Raw genomic sequence first — 17,524 nt, forward strand, 5'->3', positions numbered from 1 at the left:
GCGTGGACCAGGCAACCACGGTGGACTGGCAGGCGCTGGAAGCCGCCGCCGTCGCCGCCATGCGCAACGCTTACGCCCCCTACTCCAAGTTTCCGGTGGGGGCCGCTGCCCTCACCGGTGACGGGAGGATCGTCAGCGGCTGCAACGTGGAGAACGCCAGCTACGGGCTGACCCTCTGCGCCGAGTGCGCCCTGGTAGGCAACCTGCAGATGACCGGCGGCGGACTGCTGCGCGCGTTCTACTGCGTGGACGGCAGCGGCAACATCCTGTTGCCCTGCGGCCGCTGCCGGCAGTTGCTCTACGAATTCCGCGCCCCGGACATGGAACTCATGACCACCCGGGGCATCAAGACCATGGACCAGGTGCTGCCCGACGCCTTCGGTCCCGAACACCTGGAGGAAACCCGGTGACTGACAGCAAAGCTGAAGCATTCGACGCCGTTGACATCATCCGCATCAAGCGGGACAAGGGCACCCTGAGTCCCGAACAGATCGACTGGACCATCGATGCCTACACCCGGGGCGCCATCGCCGACGAGCAGATGGCCGCGCTGAACATGGCCATCCTGCTGAACGGCATGAACCGGACGGAGATTGCCCGCTGGACCGCAGCCATGATCGCCTCCGGCGAGACCATGGACTTCTCCAGCCTCCGGCGGCCCGACGGCGGCCTGAAATACACCTCGGACAAGCACTCCACCGGCGGCGTGGGGGACAAGATCACACTGCCCCTGGCCCCACTGGTTGCCGTGTTCGGGGTGGCAGTGCCGCAGCTGTCCGGCCGCGGCCTCGGTCACACCGGCGGGACGCTGGACAAGCTGGAGTCCATCCCGGGCTGGCGTGCGTCCCTCAGCAACGAGGAAATGATGGCACAGCTGCAGGACGTCGGGGCGGTCATCTGTGCCGCCGGTGCGGGCCTGGCCCCGGCGGACAAGAAGCTGTACGCCCTGCGCGACGTCACCGGAACCGTGGAAGCCATCCCCCTGATCGCCTCGTCCATCATGAGCAAGAAGATCGCCGAGGGCACCGGCTCCCTGGTCCTGGACGTGAAGGTGGGCAGCGGCGCGTTCATGAAGGACGAAGCCTCTGCCCGTGAGCTGGCCGAAACCATGGTGGCGCTGGGCAAGGACGCAGGGGTCAACACGGTCGCCCTGCTCACCAACATGGACACCCCGCTGGGCCTCACGGCAGGAAACGCCATCGAGGTGGAGGAGTCCGTGGAGGTCCTTGCAGGGGGCGGCCCGGACGACGTAGTGGAGCTGACGGTCCGGCTCGCGGAGGAGATGCTCGCCGCCGCAGGGGTGCATGACGCCGACCCCGCGGCCGCCCTCAAGGACGGCCGGGCCATGGACGTGTGGAACCGGATGATCCAGGCGCAGGGCGGCGATCCCCGCGCCAAGCTGCCAGTCGCGCGGGAGTCCGAAACGGTGTACGCCCCGGCCGACGGGGTCCTCGTGGAACTGGACGCCCTGGCCGTTGGCGTTGCCGCATGGCGCCTGGGAGCAGGACGCGCACGCAAGGAGGACGCGGTACAGGCAGGCGCCGGTGTCAGGATGCACGCCAAGCCGGGCGCAGTGGTCCGGGCCGGGGAACCGCTGATGACCCTGCTTACCGACACCCCGGAGAAATTCGGGCGGGCAAAGGAGGTCCTGGAACAGGCTGTGGTTATCGCCCCGGAAGGATCAAGGCCGGCGCAGCGGCTGATCCTGGACCGCATAGCATAGGGGATCATGCAGGCCATCAATGACTTCATCCTCGCCGCAGCCGGGCAGCCCTGGGTGCTCTTCCTGGTGTTGGCGTGCTGCATCATTGACGGCTTCTTCCCGCCTATTCCCAGCGAGTCCGTGGTGGTGGGGCTGTCCGCCGTGGCCGCCACGGCGGATGTCCCCAACCCCTGGCTTTTAGTGCTCGTGGCCGCCCTGGGCGCCTTCTCGGGTGACAACATCGCCTACCTGATCGGGCGCCGTGTTGGCACCACCCGCTGGTCCTGGATGCGGCGTCCACGCATGCAAAGCGCCTTCCGCTGGGCCGGCGGCGAACTGCGGAAGCGCCCTGCATCACTCATCCTCGTTGCGCGGTTCGTGCCCATTGGCCGGGTCGCGGTGAACCTGACGGCGGGTGCCACGCAGTACCACCACCTTCGCTTCATCGCCCTCACAACCCTTTCGGCGGTCCTCTGGGCGGTGTACTCCGTGGGGATAGGGCTGTTCTTCGGCCAGTGGTTCGAGGAGAACCACCTGCTGGGCGCCGTCATCGCCATCGTGTGCGCCGTGGCGCTCGGCATCGTGGTGGACGTGGTGATCAACCGCCTTCGGCGGCAGACCCCCGTGGTCGAACGCATGCGGGAACCCGAGGCCTGACCGGACGGAATATCACCCCCAGGGACGACGCATCGGGCCCCGGCCGGGGATAGCGTGGGAAAGGTGTTTCCCGGCCCCGGGCGTAGCGGACGGCGCCCGGGCCATGGGACACTTAGGAACGATTTCCGCTACGGCAGCGTCGCTATAGCTGCGTCATCATTGTCTAGGAGCAAGACCGCGTGGAGTTTATTAATGAGGCCGTGCTCCATGCAGCGGGCCAGTGGTGGATCTACCCGGTCCTGCTCGTGTTTTTCTTCGTGGACGGCTTCGCCATGGTGGTGCCCAGCGAGACCCTCATCGTCGCCCTGGCAGCCTTCGCCCGGCACAGCGGCCAGCCCAACCTCTGGATCCTTGGCACCACCGCGCTGATCGGGGCCATCGCCGGGGACAACATGGCCTTCATGCTGGGACGCCGGATCGGGCTGGACCGGTGGAAATGGATGCGCCGGCCCAAGGTCAGGAAGGCCTTCAGCTGGGCGCGCTATGAGCTGGACAAACGCGGGGCGGTCCTGATCTTCACGGCCCGCTACATCCCCTGGGGCCGTGTGGCCGTCAATTACGTGGCGGGCAGCACCGGCTTCGGCCACCGCAGGTTCTTCCTGTTGGATGCCTTCGCGTGCATCACCTGGGTGGGCTACTCCATCGGGATCGGGCTGCTGGCCAGTTCCTTCCCCTGGCTGCACCACAACCCGCTGCTCAGCGCCGGCATCGCCGTTGTCTTTGCCATCATCCTGGGCATCCTGATCGACCACCTGCTCCGCTGGTGGCACAAGCACCTTGCCCGGAACGACGCCCAAGAGGTGGACGAATGGCTCGACGGCGGGCCCTCCGGTGCCCGCAACGGCAAGCCCGGGTCCGGCGTCCTCGCGCCGTCCGCCGACGGGGGGCCGGCAACACCCTAGCCGCTGGCTTTGCGCCCCGGCCCACCCTAAGGTGGGAACGTGACTGAGCCTATTGTTGACGCTGCCCCTGCCATCGATTTTGACCTGAAGAACCTGCCCAAGGTCTCGCTTCACGACCACCTGGACGGAGGCCTCCGTCCGGCCACCATCATCGAACTTGCCGAGGCAGTCGGGCACACCCTTCCGTCCACCGATCCCGTGGCACTGGGCCAGTGGTTCCGGGAGTCGGCCGATTCCGGTTCCCTGGTCCGTTACCTGGAAACCTTCGACCACGCCGTGGCGGTCATGCAGACGCATGAAGGCCTGTACCGGGTGGCCAAGGAATTCGTCGAGGACCTGGCAGACGACGGCGTCGTATACGGCGAAGTGCGGTGGGCCCCCGAACAGCACCTCCAGAAGGGTCTCACGCTGGATGAAGCCGTGGAGGCCGTCCAGGAAGGCCTGGAAGCCGGGGTCGAGGCGGTAGGGGACAGCGGCCGCGAGATCCAGGTGGGCCAGCTGATCACGGCCATGCGCCATGCCGACCGCGGCCAGGAGATCGCCGAGCTCGCCGTCCGCCACCGCAACCGCGGTGCCGTGGGCTTCGACATCGCCGGCGCGGAGGACGGCTTCCTGCCGTCCCGTTTCAGGGACGCCTTCACCTACCTGGCCCAGCAGAACTTCCCTGCCACGGTGCACGCCGGTGAAGCCGCCGGACTGGAAAGCATCCAGTCGGCGCTCGTGGACGGCCGCGCGCTCCGCCTGGGCCACGGCGTGCGGATCGCCGAGGACATCATGGTGGAATTCGACGACGACGCCGAGGACACCATCGGCCTGGTCACCCTGGGCGACCTGTCGAGCTGGATCCGCGACCGCGGCATCGCCCTGGAAATCTGCCCTTCCTCGAACCTTCAGACCGGCGCGATCGCGCCCTTCGGCGAAGGTATCGACAGCCACCCCCTGGACATGCTGTACCAGCTGGGCTTCAACGTCACCATCAACACGGACAACCGGCTGATGAGCGGTGTTACCCTCACGGACGAGTTCGAGCTGCTGGTGGAGACGTTCGACTACGACCTCGACGACCTGCTCGAGCTCACCCTGAACGCCGCCGAGGCTTCCTTCCTGCCCCTGGAGGAGAAGGAGGCGCTGGTGGAGTACATCAACGACACCTACGCCAACCTTGGCTGAGCAGCCGGACCACAGCACCCCCGTGGGGGAGCTGTTGTCCGTGATTGCTGCGCTCCGCGAGCACTGCCCCTGGATGGGCGCGCTGACGCATAGCTCGCTCGTGGAGTACCTCCTCGAGGAAGCCTACGAAGTTGCCGAAACCATCGAGGCGGGCCATCCCGACGCCGAGCTCCAGGCCGAGCTGGGCGACGTCCTGCTCCAGGTGGTGCTGCACGCCCGGCTCGCCGAGGAGCGCGGGGCATTTAAGTTCGACGACGTTGCCCGCGGCCTGGCTGCCAAGATGGTCCGGCGGAATCCGCATGTCTTCCGGCCCGACGGCTCGCTGCAGGACACTTTCCCGGCCACGGTGGATGAGATCGTGCGGAAGTGGGATGCGGTGAAGCGGGCGGAGCGGCCAGCGCGCATCAGCCACTTCGAAGGGATCCCGCAGGCCCTGCCCGCGCTGGCCCGGGCGCAGAAGTCGGTGGACCGCGCAGCCCGCGCGGACGCGCCCCTGCCTGCAGGGGCGCCCGTCCCCGCAACTGAGGAAGAGCTCGGGGAGCTGCTCCTCGCCGTCGTACGCTCCGCACATGACGCCGGATTCGACGCCGAACGTGCCCTGCGCGGGGCTGTTCGGCGCTACCAGCAGGAGAAATCCCCGTCCCAACACCATCATGACGTCCGCGGCCCGGACCGGTTTCCGTAACCCGGACCACTCTCGACTACGCTGGTCCGTGACGAGTACGTCGAGTCTTTCTGCAAGATCCCCCGTTAATCGCCCATAAGGAGCAAATTCATGGCGCTTATCGATGCCATCCACGCCCGCGAGATCCTCGATTCCCGTGGCAACCCGACCGTAGAAGTTGAGGTCCTGCTCTCCGACGGCCAGATTGGCCGGGCAGCAGTACCTTCCGGCGCTTCCACCGGCGAGCACGAGGCCGTCGAACTGCGTGACGGCGACAAGGGCCGCTACCTTGGCAAGGGCGTCCAGAAAGCTGTCGACGCGATCATCGACCAGATCGCACCGGCGCTGACCGGTTTCGACGCGACCGACCAGCGCTCCATCGACCAGGCCATGCTGGACCTGGACGGCACCCCGAACAAGGGCAAGCTGGGCGCCAACGCCATCCTGGGCGTTTCCCTGGCCGTGGCCAACGCAGCCGCCGCCTCCGCCGACCTGCCGCTCTACAAGTACCTGGGCGGCCCCAACGCGCACGTCCTGCCCGTGCCGCTGATGAACATCCTGAACGGCGGCTCCCACGCGGACTCCGACGTCGACATCCAGGAATTCATGATCGCTCCCATCGGCGCCGAAACCTTCTCCGAGGGCCTGCGCTGGGGCGTTGAGGTGTACCACAACCTCAAGTCCGTCCTGAAGGAAAAGGGCCTGTCCACCGGGCTGGGCGACGAGGGCGGCTTCGCCCCGAACCTGCCCTCCAACCGTGCCGCGCTGGACCTGATCCAGGAAGCCATCAAGAACGCCGGCTACACCCCGGGCAAGGACATCGCCCTGGCCCTGGACGTGGCATCCTCCGAGTTCTTCAAGGACGGCGCCTACCAGTTCGAGGGCAAGTCCCTGAGCTCGGCCGAGATGAGCGCGTACTACACCGAACTCGTGTCCGACTACCCGCTGGTGTCCATCGAGGACCCGCTGGACGAGAACGACTGGGACGGCTGGAAGACCCTCACCGACGCCATCGGCGACAAGGTCCAGCTGGTGGGTGACGACCTTTTCGTCACCAACCCCTCCATCCTGCAGCGCGGCATCGACACCCGCACCGCCAACTCGCTGCTGGTGAAGGTCAACCAGATCGGCTCCCTGACCGAGACGCTGGACGCCGTCAGCCTGGCGCAGCGCTCCGGTTACACCACCATCACCTCGCACCGCTCCGGCGAGACCGAGGACACCACCATCGCCGACATCTCGGTGGCAACCAACGCCGGCCAGATCAAGACCGGCGCGCCGGCCCGCTCCGAGCGCGTTGCCAAGTACAACCAGCTGCTGCGCATCGAAGAGGAACTCGACGACGCCGCACGCTACGCAGGCCGCAGCGCGTTCCCGCGTTTCAAGGGCTAGTAGCCGCGTAAAGCAATAAACGGTGGCTATGGTTGAAAAGACCATAGCCACCGTTGTTGTTTCAGCAGCATCCGTCAGCCCGGTTGTTGTCCAGCGCCGTTTTGTTGTTCAGCACAGACAGTGGCGGCCGCAGGCAGGCCGCGATCAGGAGTGTCATGGCTACCCGCCGTCCCAAAGTCCCCAAGGTCAGCCCCGCCCGTCCAGGTAGCGAAACCTCCGACGGCGCCGACGTCATCCAGGCGGATTTCGGCTCGGCCAAGGGCAACCCGGGCCCGGCAGGACGCCCCGGCGCCGACAGCAAGCCCCCGAAGGCCCCAGCCGCACAGGCACCGGCCACGGGGGCATCCGCAGGGCGTGCCAGGCCGGGAAAGGGCAGCAGCGCAACCAACGGTGCCGCGAACCAACCCGCGGAAGAGGAGCAGCACCCTGTTCCGGCGAAGGCTTTTTCCGGCCGGATGCTGGCACTGGCCGTGGTGATGGTTGCGATCACCATCATGCTGGCGCCCACGGTGAAGATCTTCTTCGACAAGAAGTCGGAAATCGACGCGCTGAATGCCGATATCGCCGCCCGCGAGGCTGAAGGCGACCGGCTCCGCCAGCAGGTCTCCCGCTGGCAGGACCCCAACTACGTGAAACAGCAGGCCCGGGACCGCATTAACATGGTTATGCCGGGCGAAACCGGCTACTGGGTCTTCGGCAGCGATTTGCCCGTGGGAGAAGCCAGCAGCCACACCGGTGCAGCAGCACAAGACCCCGCCGATCTGCCGTGGGTGGATTCCCTGTGGGAGTCCATCGAGCGCGCGGCCACAGACTGAACCGCAAAAGGAAGGACGGCCCGCGACAGTGGAACACAACACGGCAGCCGCCCGGGACGACTCCCGCCAACCGTCAGCACACGATCTTGAAGTATTGAGCCGGCAGCTGGGACGTCCGGTCCGCGATGTGGTGGAAATCCCTGCCCGCTGCGTGTGCGGCAATCCGCTGGTGGCGGCAACGGCTCCGCGGCTGAGCAACGGCACCCCGTTCCCCACCACCTTCTACCTGACGCATCCCGTGATCACCTCCGCGGTGTCCCGGCTTGAGGCGGCGGGGGTTATGAACACCATGAACGAGCAACTGGCCGGCGACCCGGAACTGGCAGCCGCCTACCGGTCTGCGCATGAAGCCTACCTTGCCGCGCGGGACGCGATTGGCCGACGGTCCGGCATCGGCGCTGTCCCGGAAATCGACGGAGTCTCCGCCGGGGGCATGCCCACCCGTGTCAAGTGCCTGCATGTCCTGGTGGGGCAATCGCTCGCTGCCGGCACGGGCGTGAATCCGCTGGGGGATGAGGCGCTGCAACAGATCCGCGAATGGTGGACGGCGGACAGGTGCTACTGCGAGGGGGCCTGGGACACCACCGGCGAAGCTCCTTCCCGGGACCTCAGCCGGCACGGGCCGCAGGGCCGGCCGGACATCGTGGGCCGCCCCGCCCCTGTGCGGAAGTCGGCCAATCCTGCCGAGGCTGCCCAGTGACCCGGGTAGCCGCCATCGACTGTGGCACCAATTCGATCCGCCTGCTGATCGCCGACGTACACCGCACCAACGGCACCACCAGCCTCACCGACGTGGTGCGCGAGATGCGCGTAGTCCGGCTGGGGGAGGGCGTGGACGCCACCGGTGAACTCGCCCCCGCAGCACTGGAGCGCACGTTCGCCGCCACTGCCGACTACGCACGGCTGATCCGGGACCACGGCGCTGAGTCCGTCCGGTTCGTTGCAACCTCCGCCAGCCGGGATGCCCGGAACCGGGACGTCTTCGTGGATGGAATCCGCAACCTCCTGGGCGTGGAACCGGAAGTGATCTCCGGCGACGAGGAAGCTGCGTTGTCCTTTGCCGGTGCCAGCAGTGTCCTGCCCATCCTGGACGGCCACCAGGTTCTGGTGGTGGACCTGGGCGGCGGCAGCACCGAGTTCGTCCTCGGCACCGCACAGGGCGTCACCGCGGCGAAGTCGGTGGACGTCGGCTGCGTCCGGCTGACCGAACGGCACCTGCGGAACGATCCGCCCAGCGCGGAACAGATCGCGGCGGCGGAAGCTGACGTGGACGCAGCCATGGCCCTCGCCGGACAGCACGTTCCGCTGGAACAGGCAACCGCCGTCGTCGGTGTTGCCGGCTCCATCACCACCATCACCGCCCACGCCCTCCGGCTGCCTGAATACAAGCCGGACGTAATCCACGGCGCGGAACTGCCCATTGACACCGTCCGTGCCGCCTCGACGGACCTCCTGGAGATGGTCCGGTCCGCGCGCGCCGGGCTGCCCTACATGCACCCGGGACGCGTGGATGTTATCGGAGCAGGGGGACTGGTGTGGCGCAGGATCCTGGAACGCCTGGGCGAACTCACCGGCGGCAGGATCACCACGGCGACGGCCAGCGAGCACGACATCCTTGACGGCATCGCCCTGAGCATCGGCTGAACCCGGATGCGATCCATCACCCACCCCGTACTGCGCCGGACCGGAGCGGCGGCGCTTGCCCTGGTCCTCGCCGCCTGCTGCCTCGCTGCCGGTCTCATCACGGCTCCGGCGGCCCAAGCGGACGAGTGGCGGGACAAGCAGTACTGGCTCGCAGACTCCGGCATTACCAAGGCCTGGGAAGTGTCCAAGGGTGCCGGCGTCAAGGTGGCCGTCATCGACAGCGGGGTGGACGCGCAGCATCCGGACCTCAAGGGCGCGGTGGCAGGCGGCTACGACGCGTCCGGCTCCGGCCAGCCGAACGGCCAGAAGAGCGTCGGGTCGAAGCCCGAACACGGCACCCTGGTGGCCACCATGCTTGCCGGCCGGGGACACCAGCCCGCCGACAAAACGGCCACCCCCACGCCCGGCCCCGCTGCGCCGCCACCGGACGGCATCATCGGTGTGGCCCCCGAGGCCCAGATCCTGTCTGTGTCCACATGGCTTGGCTCACCGAACCCCTCCGGCAAAAGCGACCAGGACCAGATTCCGGAAGCGGTCCGCTGGGCCGTGGACAACGGAGCGAAAGTCATCAACATCTCGCTCGGCAGCACCGCCCCGCAATGGCCGCAAAGCTGGGACGCCGCCTTCCTGTACGCCGAGCAGAAGGACGTGGTGATCGTCGCGGCAGCCGGCAACCGGATCGGCGGCAACACCCAGGTGGGAGCCCCGGCCACCATCCCGGGCGTCCTCACCGTCGCCGGCCTGGACCGCTCGGGGACTGCCAGCGTCGACGCGTCCTCGCAAGGCATCAGCATCGGGGTGGCAGCACCGGCCCAGAACCTGCTGGGCGGCCTTCCAGGCGGGGGATACGCCGAATGGGCAGGGACCTCCGGATCCACACCCATCGTTGCCGGCGTGGCGGCACTGATCCGCTCCAAGTGGCCTTCCATGAGCGCCGAGCAGGTCATAAACCGCATCGTCTCCACCGCAAAGGATGCCGGACCGCCGGGCAAGGACCCCCTCTACGGCTATGGCATCCTCAACGCCGAAGCGGCGCTGAAGGATAACGTGCCCGAAGCGAAGAGCAATCCCCTGGGAACCATCGCCGAGTGGATCAGGGTGCACAGGCGCGGCAACCTTGCCACCCCCACCCCGGTCCCCACGGCAGAGGCGCCGGTTGCTGCGCCGGCACTTCCGGAGGCAACCGTCCCGGCCGCAGAGCCGCCATCGAAGCGCGATACCGCCATTGGAGGTGCGGTGGTCATCGGATTTGCCCTGCTGTTCGCGGCCATCATCGCCGCGGCCGCGATCCAGCTGCGCCGGGCAGCGCGGGACCCGGCGTTAGCGGGCGAGGAACCGGAAACAGGTGTGCTGGAAAAGGTGCATCCGGTGCGGAAAACCTAGGATTACGGCGGCTTCGAGCAGTTAGTGAAGATTTTCACAAACTGCGCTATCCTTAAACTATGGCAACCACCCCAGAGCTCCAGGACCGTCCCAGGGTACTCGTCGTCGGCGGCGGGTACGTCGGCCTGTACGTAGCACTCAAACTGCAGAAGAAGATCGCGAATGCCGGTGGCATCGTCACCCTCGTGGATCCACTGCCTTACATGACCTACCAGCCGTTCCTCCCCGAGGTGGCGGGCGGCAACATCGAGGCCCGCCACGCGGTGGTATCCCACCGCAAGCACCTCAAGCAGACGGAACTGATCCAGGGCCGCGTCACCTCGATCGACCACGCCAACCGCACTGCGGTCATCGCTCCGTCCGACGGCGGCGAAAACTTCGAGGTCCCCTACTTCGACGTCGTCCTGGCGGCAGGTGCCATCACCCGCACATTCCCCATCAAGGGCCTCGCGGACAAGGGCATCGGCCTGAAGACCATCGAGGAAGCCGTTGCGCTGCGAAACAAGGTCCTGGAGCGCATCGAGGTTGCCTCCACCATGACCGATCCTGCCGCGCGCGCCAAGGCCCTTACCTTCGTGGTGGTTGGCGGCGGTTTCGCCGGCATCGAGTGCATCACCGAAATGGAGGACCTGGCCCGCGCCGCGGTCCGGAACAACCCGCGGATCAAGCAGGAAGAAGTCCGTTTTGTCCTGGTGGAAGCGATGGGCCGCATCATGCCCGAGGTCACTGCCAAGCAGGCCGAATGGGTCGTTGAGCACCTGCGCAGCCGCGGCATCGAGGTCCTGCTGAACACCTCGCTGGACAGCGCCGAAGGCACCCTCAAGCTCATCAACCTCCCGGACAAGTCCCCTGCCCAGGAGTTTGAAGCCGACACCCTCGTGTGGACGGCCGGCGTCCAGGCCAACCCGATGGTCCGCTCCACCGACTTCCCGCTGGAGCCCCGTGGCCGCGTCCGCGTCCTCCCGGACCTCCGCGTTGCCGGAGACGAAGGCATTGTGGACAACGCTTGGGCTGCGGGCGACATCGCCGCCGTGCCCGACCTCACGGGCAAGGGCCTGCCTGACGGTACCTGCGTTCCGAACGCACAGCATGCGCTCCGCCAGGCCAAGCGCCTGGCCAAGAACCTCTGGGCTTCGCGCTGGGAAAAGCAGCTGAAGGACTACAAGCACAAGAACCTCGGCGCCGTTGCAGGCTTTGGCGAGTGGAAGGGCGTAGCCAACATCAACCTGGTTGGCAGCATCGGGCTCAAGGGCGGGCTCGCCTGGCTGGCCCACCGCGGCTACCACGGGCTGGCCATGCCCACGTTCGAGCGCAAGTTCCGGGTGATCTTCAACTGGATCATCAGCTTCTTCGCCGGCCGTGACACCACCCAGCTGATGGACCTGGACAACCCGCGCGGTGCTTTCGTTGCCGCAGCCACACCGGCGCCCAAACCGGCTGCTGCAGCCGCACCCGCGGCGACAGCCCCGCCGGCAGCCAGTGGTACCGGCTCCACAGCGGTGCAATCCAAGGAATCTGTGACGGCACAGGCCAAGTAGCACACGCAGTGCCCGACGGCGGCTGTCCCCTTCGCGGGGGCGGCCGCCGTTTGCGTCCCGGCGGCCATTCAGCCGGACAGGCACCCATTCCTGACCCCGGTCCTGCTGCCGGTGCTGCCTGCCTCCTAGACTGGGCTCATGACTGCCGAAGTGAACCTGCAGGAGCTGCTGGCCAGTATGCACCCCCTTCAGCGCGAGGGGGAGTACGTCTACGTCCTGTGGCCGCACGGACGGCCCCTCGCAGCCGGCATCGAGGCGGCAGTACGCGAGGCTGAAGGCCTGACAGTGGTGCTGCCGCGTGCTGACGCGGACCGGCAGGGGCTCAGCTATGACTTTGTGGGAGCCTGGATCACGCTGCAGGTCCATTCGGCCCTCGAGGCGGTGGGCCTTACCGCAGCAGTCAGCAGGGCCCTTACGGACGCCCGCATCAGCTGCAACGTCCTGGCCGGTTTCCATCACGACCACCTGCTGGTGCCGGTAGCGGATGCGCCACGGGCCCTTGAAGTCCTGGCCGAACTCGCTGCCCGGAGCCGGGATGCAGCACCGCGCCGCGAGCTGATGCTGCGCAGCGAGACCCCTGCAGACCGGGACGCCATCCTGGCCCTGACGGTTGACGCTTTCGCAATTTCGCCGGCCACAGGCCTGCCGGCAGGAGGGGAGCCGGCGGAAGTGGGGGTGCTTCGCGCACTCTTTGACGCCGAGGAGTACATCCCGGACCTCAGCGTAGTGGCCGTCCAGGACGGGGAGATCGTGGGCCATGTCATCAGCACCCGCGGGTGGGTGGGGGATCAGGCGCTCCTCGGCCTTGGCCCCATCGGTGTCACTCCACGGCTGCAGCGGCAGGGCATCGGTTCGGCACTCATGCGCGAAACAATCGACAGGGCCAATGCCGCGGGGGAGCGCGGCATCGTCCTGCTTGGAAGCCCCGACTACTACTCCAGGTTTGGCTTTGTCCCGGCGTCCAGTTTTGGTGTCCAGGCGCCCGAACCGGAATGGGGCGACTACTTCCAGCTCCTGCCGCTCGCCCTGTGGTCCGGCGGTGTCCACGGTACGTTCCGGTACGCCGGACCGTTCTCACTCACCTGACGGGATACCATGGACCCGGCGCCCCAGTAGCCCAATTGGCAGAGGCATCGGACTTAAAATCCGCGTGTTGTGGGTTCGAGTCCCACCTGGGGTACAGAGAAGCAGGAGACTTCAGGGTCTCCGCGAGGAAGCCGTCCGCATCTTACGGGCGGCTTCCGCCGTTTAATTCCACATATGCAACGACTGTTATAAGGATGTGACCTCAGTCACTTATCTTCGCCTGTGATTTGCATTAGCTTGAAGCTAAATCAGGAATCCCTGATTTTTCGTGTCGAAGGCCGTTCGCACCTTTAGATCGAGGAGCTCGTAAATGACTTTATTCCCCCAGGCGGGAGCCCGCGCTGCCAAGCTGACAGCGCTTGGCATCGGCGTTGCCTTCATGGCAACGGCTTGCGGCGGTCCGTCCACACCCACGGCGACGGAAACCACCACTGGAGCAGCAGCGGCCGGAATCGCATGCCCGGCACCGGGCGCAACCGGCGAAACCAGCGCGCCGGCCACGGGCGGCGCTGGCGGTGGTTCGGTGCCGCCGTCCACTGGAACAACCGAAACTCCTTTGAAACTCGGCTCGCTGTTGCCCACCACTGGTTCCCTGTCTTACCTCGGGCCACCCGAAATTGCCGGTGTGAACCTTGGCGTGAAGGAAGTCAACGACGCCGGTGGTGTTCTGGGCAAACCTGTGGAAGTAATCCACCGCGATTCAGGTGACACCAAGACGGACATCGCCACCCAGTCGACAAATGCCTTGCTGGGGCAGGGTGTCAACGCCATCATCGGTGCAGCCTCGTCGGGTGTCTCCAAGACCGTCATCAACCAGATCACAGGTGCCGGGGTCATCCAGTTCTCGCCGGCTAATACTTCGCCGGACTTCACCACCTGGGACGACAAAGGACTGTACTGGCGCACGGCACCATCCGATGTCCTTCAAGGCAAGGTCCTTGGCAACTACATGGCTACCTGTGGCGCCCAGACAGTGGGCATGATCGTCCTTAACGATGCCTACGGAACCGGCCTGGCAAAGAACATCAAGGCCGCGTTCGAGTCCGCAGGCGGCAAGGTTGTGGCCGAGGAGCTGTTCAACGAGGGTGACACCCAGTTCAGCAGCCAGGTGGACAAGGTTATCGCGGCCAAGCCCGACGCAATTGCCCTGATCACCTTTGACCAGGCCAAGAGCATCGTTCCTCTTATGACAGGAAAGGGGGTCCAGCCCAGCACGATGTTCCTGGTGGACGGCAACACCGCGGACTACAGCAAGGACTTCCAGCCGGGCACCTTGCAGGGTGCACACGGCACCTTCCCGGGGACATTTGCAAACGAAGCGTTTACAAAGAAGCTCCTGGAGATTGATCCCGCACTGAAGGACTTCACCTACGGCGGTGAGTCATACGATGCTGTCAACCTGATCGCCCTCGCTTCTGAAGCCGCAGGGAGCACCAGCGGTGTCGAAATCGCAAAGCAGCTCAAGGCGGTCTCGGAGTCGGGTGAGAAGTGCAGCGACTTCGCCTCCTGCGTTACTTTGCTGCGTGAGGGCAAGGACATCGACTACGACGGCCAGTCGGGTCCGATCACCTTCTCCGACGCCGGTGACCCGACCGAGGCTTACATCGGTATCTACGAGTACACCGCGGACAATAAGCTCCAAGCCGTACAGTCGGAATTTGGCAAGCTCTAGTAATCGTCAGTACACACGAAGGAGCCCCCGTCCTGCCGGATGGGGGCTCCTTCGTGCAGTTCTGCCGGCCGCTACTCGACGGTGTCGGCCAGGGTACCGAGATAGAGCTGGATGACCTTGGGATCCTTCATCAGTTCACGGCCGGTGCCGGTGTAGGCATCCCGGCCCTGGTCCAGGACGTAGCCGCGGTCGCAGATCTGGAGGCAACGGCGCGCGTTCTGCTCCACCATGATCACTGACACCCCTGCACGGTTGATCTCATGCACGCGGAGGAACGTTTCGTCCTGCTTGACGGGGGAGAGGCCCGCGGACGGCTCATCCAGGAGCAGCACGGCCGGGTCCATCATTAGGGCGCGGCCCATGGCCACCATCTGCCGCTCGCCCCCGGACAGGGAACCTGCCCGCTGGGCACGCCGCTTGCCCAGTTCGGGGAAGAGGCTGGTGACAAAGTCGAACCGCTCCGCAAAGTCCTTGGGCCGTTGGAACATGCCCATCTGGAGGTTCTCCTCGATGGTCAGCGTGGCGAACACATTGTTGGTCTGCGGGACGAATCCGACACCACGCGTCACCAGTTTGTTGGCCTTCAGCCCGGTGATGTCCTGGCCCCGGACCACGACGGTACCCGAATGGACTTTTACCAGACCAAACATGGCCTTCAGGAGCGTGGACTTGCCGGCGCCGTTTGGACCGATGATGCCGATCAGCTCACCCTTGCGGGCCTCGATGCTGCAGCCGTTGAGGATGTTGACCCCGGGCAGGTAACCCGCCACAACGTCGGTGACTTTAACGACGGACCCGCCATCTTCCACCGGCTGTGCGGCGGCTGCCGCGCTGGTGCTGCTCATTGAGTGTCCTTCCCCGTGCTGCCCGTCTCCGTGCTACCGTGCCGGCCCTGCGGCTCCGTGCCGCTGGGCCGGTTCCCGCCCCGGCGGGCCTCCTCGGCTTCATTGGACACAACGTCCAGCGAGATGATGCCGGCATTTTCGGTTCCGACGATGGATTCCTCGTCGGCCTCGAGCTCGGCTGCCAGTTCCTTGAGGCCCTCGGAGTCACCAAGGTCGACGTCGTGGTGGGCGCCAAGGTAGGCATCGATGACGGCGGGGTCCTTCATCACTTCGCCGGGCGGGCCCTCTGCCACCACTTTTCCCTCCGCCATGACCACTACCCAATCGGCAATGTGCCTGACCATATGCATGTCGTGTTCCACGAACAGGACAGTCATGCCCTCGGCCTTGAGGTTTTTGATGTGGTCCAGCAGCGATTGGGTCAGCGCCGGGTTGACGCCGGCCATGGGCTCGTCCAGCATCACAAGCTTGGGCTGCACCATGAGGGACCGGGCCATCTCCAGGAGCTTGCGCTGGCCGCCGGAGAGGGACGCTGCGTAATCGTCCTTTTTGACGTCAAGCTTGAACTTCTCAAGGAGCACGTTTGCCTGGGCCGTGATCTCCTTCTCCCGGCCGCCCCAGATGCCCTTGAACAACGCCCTGGAAAGGCGCTCGCCGGACTGGTTGGCCGCGCCGAGCCGCATGTTCTCCATGACCGTCAGCTTGCCCATGACCTTGGTCAGCTGGAAGGTCCGCACCATACCCATCCGTGCAACCTTGTAGGGTGACACCCCCGCGAGGCTCTTGCCCTCGAACTGCCACTTTCCGCTGTTGGGGGTATCGAACCCGGTCAGCAGGTTGAAGAGCGTTGTCTTGCCGGCGCCGTTGGGGCCAATCAGGGCAGTGATTTTGTGGCGGGGAATCTCCAAGTACTCGACGTCCACGGCGTTAATGCCGCCGAAGCTGCGGGTGACATTCTCTGCGACAAGAATCGGGTCGCGCTTTTTGCAGCCCGGGCCCGTTTCGCCGGCCGGAATAGGACGGTCGTCGGTCATGTAGTCCGGCGAGTCCGTGCCCGTGGTTGCAGGTATCCCGCTGTGCATGCTCATGCGAACGCCAGCTCCTTCTTGTTTCCGAACACGCCCTGCGGCCTGAAGATCATCAGGAGCATCAGGGCGACGCCAACCAGGATGTAGCGCAGCTGGCCGGCCTGGACCGTGTTCAGCCAGTTGATGGCACCCGACTCGATCAGGCCATACAGGATGCCCTGGGTCAGTGACAGGACCACCCAGAAGATCATGGCGCCGATTACCGGCCCAAGGACGGTACCAAGACCGCCGAGCAGGAGGCAGGTATACAGGAAGAACGTCAATTCCGTGCCGTAGTTCGCCGGCTGGACTGCTCCGCGGGGGAGCGTGAAGACCATGCCGGCAAGGGCGCCGAGCACACCGCCGATGATCAGTGCCTGCATTTTGTGGGCGTAGACGTTCTTGCCCAGCGAGCGGACCGCGTTCTCGTCTTCGCGGATGCCCTTCAGGACGCGGCCCCACGGGCTGCGCATCAGCAGCCATACCAGCGTGCAGCACAGTGCCACCAGAGCCCAGGCGACAACCCGGATAAAGAAGTCGCGATTGTTCATGCCGAAGTAGTCGCCCTCCGGGAAGGGGTTCATCGCGTAAAAGCCGCCTTCGAATGCCGCCAGTCCATTGGCCGACCCCGTGATGGAGGTGAGCTGGTTTGTTGTCACGATATATCGGACGATCTCCGCCGATGCGATGGTGACGATTGCGAGGTAGTCAGCGCGCAGCCTCAACGTGGGGATGCCGAGCAGCAGGGCGAAAATCGAGGAGGCAAGGACGGCGATCAGCAGCCCAACGAAGAACGGCACCCCGAAGGTAAGGGTGGAGATGGCAAACCCGTACGCTCCCACCGCCATGAAGCCGGCCTGGCCGAAGTTCAACAGCCCTGAGTATCCGAAGTGCACAGCGAGTCCGAGGGCGGCCAAAGCGTAGGCGGCGGTCGTCGGACTGAAGATTTCACTGGCAGCGCTGGCAAGAATGAATCCAAAATCCACG

The 17,524-nt window shown here is 65.8% G+C and carries 17 protein-coding genes and 1 tRNA gene; 15 read left to right on the forward strand and 3 right to left on the reverse strand.

All coding sequences use genetic code 11. From position 1 onward, the window contains the following. Nucleotides 1-2: 2 nt before the first annotated feature. The 15 genes from AC5RUO_RS10215 (at nucleotide 3) to AC5RUO_RS10285 (ending at nucleotide 14,625) form a co-directional block, all read left to right on the forward strand. A complete protein-coding gene (locus AC5RUO_RS10215; RefSeq protein WP_494103445.1) occupies nucleotides 3-410 on the forward strand; it encodes a cytidine deaminase in 408 nt (135 codons plus the stop codon). Next, nucleotides 407-1,723: a thymidine phosphorylase gene (locus tag AC5RUO_RS10220; protein ID WP_494103446.1), complete on the forward strand. Its 1,317-nt coding sequence runs from the start codon at nucleotides 407-409 to the stop codon at nucleotides 1,721-1,723. The genes AC5RUO_RS10215 and AC5RUO_RS10220 overlap by 4 nt, the downstream gene beginning before the upstream one ends. Before the next feature lie 6 nt (nucleotides 1,724-1,729). Beyond that, complete coding sequence (locus AC5RUO_RS10225) at nucleotides 1,730-2,359, forward strand: DedA family protein (protein WP_494103447.1); 630 nt, start codon at nucleotides 1,730-1,732, stop codon at nucleotides 2,357-2,359. Between the two features lie 179 nt (nucleotides 2,360-2,538). Beyond that, on the forward strand, nucleotides 2,539-3,261 hold the full coding sequence (locus AC5RUO_RS10230) for a DedA family protein (RefSeq protein ID WP_494010650.1): 723 nt from the start codon (nucleotides 2,539-2,541) through the stop codon (nucleotides 3,259-3,261). Nucleotides 3,262-3,300: 39 nt separating this feature from the next. After that, nucleotides 3,301-4,431 carry an adenosine deaminase gene (locus AC5RUO_RS10235; RefSeq protein WP_494103448.1) on the forward strand — a complete coding sequence of 377 codons (1,131 nt, stop codon included), beginning with the start codon at nucleotides 3,301-3,303 and terminating at the stop codon, nucleotides 4,429-4,431. Nucleotides 4,432-4,504: 73 nt separating this feature from the next. After that, the gene (locus AC5RUO_RS10240) at nucleotides 4,505-5,116 is read left to right on the forward strand and encodes a MazG nucleotide pyrophosphohydrolase domain-containing protein (RefSeq protein ID WP_494010705.1); all 612 of its coding nucleotides are present in this window, start codon (nucleotides 4,505-4,507) and stop codon (nucleotides 5,114-5,116) included. 90 nt (nucleotides 5,117-5,206) lie between these two features. Beyond that, nucleotides 5,207-6,487, forward strand: a complete 1,281-nt coding sequence (eno, locus tag AC5RUO_RS10245) for a phosphopyruvate hydratase (RefSeq protein WP_494010648.1) — start codon at nucleotides 5,207-5,209, stop codon at nucleotides 6,485-6,487. A 155-nt stretch (nucleotides 6,488-6,642) separates the two neighbouring features. After that, nucleotides 6,643-7,302: an FtsB family cell division protein gene (locus AC5RUO_RS10250; RefSeq protein ID WP_494010647.1), complete on the forward strand. Its 660-nt coding sequence runs from the start codon at nucleotides 6,643-6,645 to the stop codon at nucleotides 7,300-7,302. A gap of 28 nt (nucleotides 7,303-7,330) precedes the next feature. Then, complete coding sequence (locus AC5RUO_RS10255; protein ID WP_494103449.1) at nucleotides 7,331-8,002, forward strand: DUF501 domain-containing protein; 672 nt, start codon at nucleotides 7,331-7,333, stop codon at nucleotides 8,000-8,002. Then, on the forward strand, nucleotides 7,999-8,946 hold the full coding sequence (locus AC5RUO_RS10260; RefSeq protein WP_494103450.1) for a Ppx/GppA phosphatase family protein: 948 nt from the start codon (nucleotides 7,999-8,001) through the stop codon (nucleotides 8,944-8,946). The genes AC5RUO_RS10255 and AC5RUO_RS10260 overlap by 4 nt, the downstream gene beginning before the upstream one ends. Nucleotides 8,947-8,952: 6 nt before the next feature. Further along, entirely contained in the window at nucleotides 8,953-10,329 is a 1,377-nt protein-coding gene (locus AC5RUO_RS10265; RefSeq protein WP_494103451.1) for a S8 family serine peptidase, read from the forward strand. Between the two features lie 59 nt (nucleotides 10,330-10,388). Beyond that, on the forward strand, nucleotides 10,389-11,867 hold the full coding sequence (locus AC5RUO_RS10270) for an NAD(P)/FAD-dependent oxidoreductase (protein ID WP_494103452.1): 1,479 nt from the start codon (nucleotides 10,389-10,391) through the stop codon (nucleotides 11,865-11,867). Between the two features lie 138 nt (nucleotides 11,868-12,005). Continuing rightward, nucleotides 12,006-12,953, forward strand: a complete 948-nt coding sequence (locus tag AC5RUO_RS10275) for an N-acetyltransferase (protein WP_494103453.1) — start codon at nucleotides 12,006-12,008, stop codon at nucleotides 12,951-12,953. 20 nt (nucleotides 12,954-12,973) lie between these two features. Next, nucleotides 12,974-13,047, forward strand: a tRNA-Leu gene (locus AC5RUO_RS10280). Between the two features lie 216 nt (nucleotides 13,048-13,263). Then, a complete protein-coding gene (locus tag AC5RUO_RS10285; protein ID WP_494010641.1) occupies nucleotides 13,264-14,625 on the forward strand; it encodes an ABC transporter substrate-binding protein in 1,362 nt (453 codons plus the stop codon). A gap of 71 nt (nucleotides 14,626-14,696) precedes the next feature. Here the strand turns inward: AC5RUO_RS10285 and AC5RUO_RS10290 are convergent, their stop codons facing one another. Genes AC5RUO_RS10290 through AC5RUO_RS10300 form a run of 3 tightly spaced genes read right to left on the reverse strand, consistent with a single transcriptional unit; the run spans nucleotide 14,697 to nucleotide 17,523 of the window. Next, nucleotides 14,697-15,470, reverse strand: coding sequence for an ABC transporter ATP-binding protein (locus AC5RUO_RS10290; protein WP_494010640.1), 774 nt, complete (start codon nucleotides 15,468-15,470; stop codon nucleotides 14,697-14,699). Continuing rightward, nucleotides 15,467-16,558, reverse strand: a complete 1,092-nt coding sequence (locus tag AC5RUO_RS10295) for an ABC transporter ATP-binding protein (protein WP_494010639.1) — start codon at nucleotides 16,556-16,558, stop codon at nucleotides 15,467-15,469. The genes AC5RUO_RS10290 and AC5RUO_RS10295 overlap by 4 nt, the downstream gene beginning before the upstream one ends. Beyond that, entirely contained in the window at nucleotides 16,555-17,523 is a 969-nt protein-coding gene (locus tag AC5RUO_RS10300; protein WP_494010638.1) for a branched-chain amino acid ABC transporter permease, read from the reverse strand. The genes AC5RUO_RS10295 and AC5RUO_RS10300 overlap by 4 nt, the downstream gene beginning before the upstream one ends. Nucleotide 17,524: the final 1 nt, after the last annotated feature.

Source organism: Arthrobacter sp. Y3221087 (assembly GCF_059089905.1).

Excerpts from the sequence above, each read along its gene's own strand:
- AC5RUO_RS10225 (WP_494103447.1), top strand. The coding sequence starts at position 1,730 with ATGCAGGCCATCAATGACTTCATCCTCGCCGCAGCCGGGCAGCCCTGG.
- AC5RUO_RS10240 (WP_494010705.1), top strand. The coding sequence starts at position 4,505 with ATGGGCGCGCTGACGCATAGCTCGCTCGTGGAGTACCTCCTCGAGGAA.
- eno (WP_494010648.1), top strand. The coding sequence starts at position 5,207 with ATGGCGCTTATCGATGCCATCCACGCCCGCGAGATCCTCGATTCCCGT.
- AC5RUO_RS10250 (WP_494010647.1), top strand. The coding sequence starts at position 6,643 with ATGGCTACCCGCCGTCCCAAAGTCCCCAAGGTCAGCCCCGCCCGTCCA.
- AC5RUO_RS10265 (WP_494103451.1), top strand. The coding sequence starts at position 8,953 with ATGCGATCCATCACCCACCCCGTACTGCGCCGGACCGGAGCGGCGGCG.
- AC5RUO_RS10270 (WP_494103452.1), top strand. The coding sequence starts at position 10,389 with ATGGCAACCACCCCAGAGCTCCAGGACCGTCCCAGGGTACTCGTCGTC.
- AC5RUO_RS10275 (WP_494103453.1), top strand. The coding sequence starts at position 12,006 with ATGACTGCCGAAGTGAACCTGCAGGAGCTGCTGGCCAGTATGCACCCC.
- AC5RUO_RS10285 (WP_494010641.1), top strand. The coding sequence starts at position 13,264 with ATGACTTTATTCCCCCAGGCGGGAGCCCGCGCTGCCAAGCTGACAGCG.
- AC5RUO_RS10290 (WP_494010640.1), bottom strand. The coding sequence starts at position 15,470 with ATGAGCAGCACCAGCGCGGCAGCCGCCGCACAGCCGGTGGAAGATGGC.
- AC5RUO_RS10295 (WP_494010639.1), bottom strand. The coding sequence starts at position 16,558 with ATGAGCATGCACAGCGGGATACCTGCAACCACGGGCACGGACTCGCCG.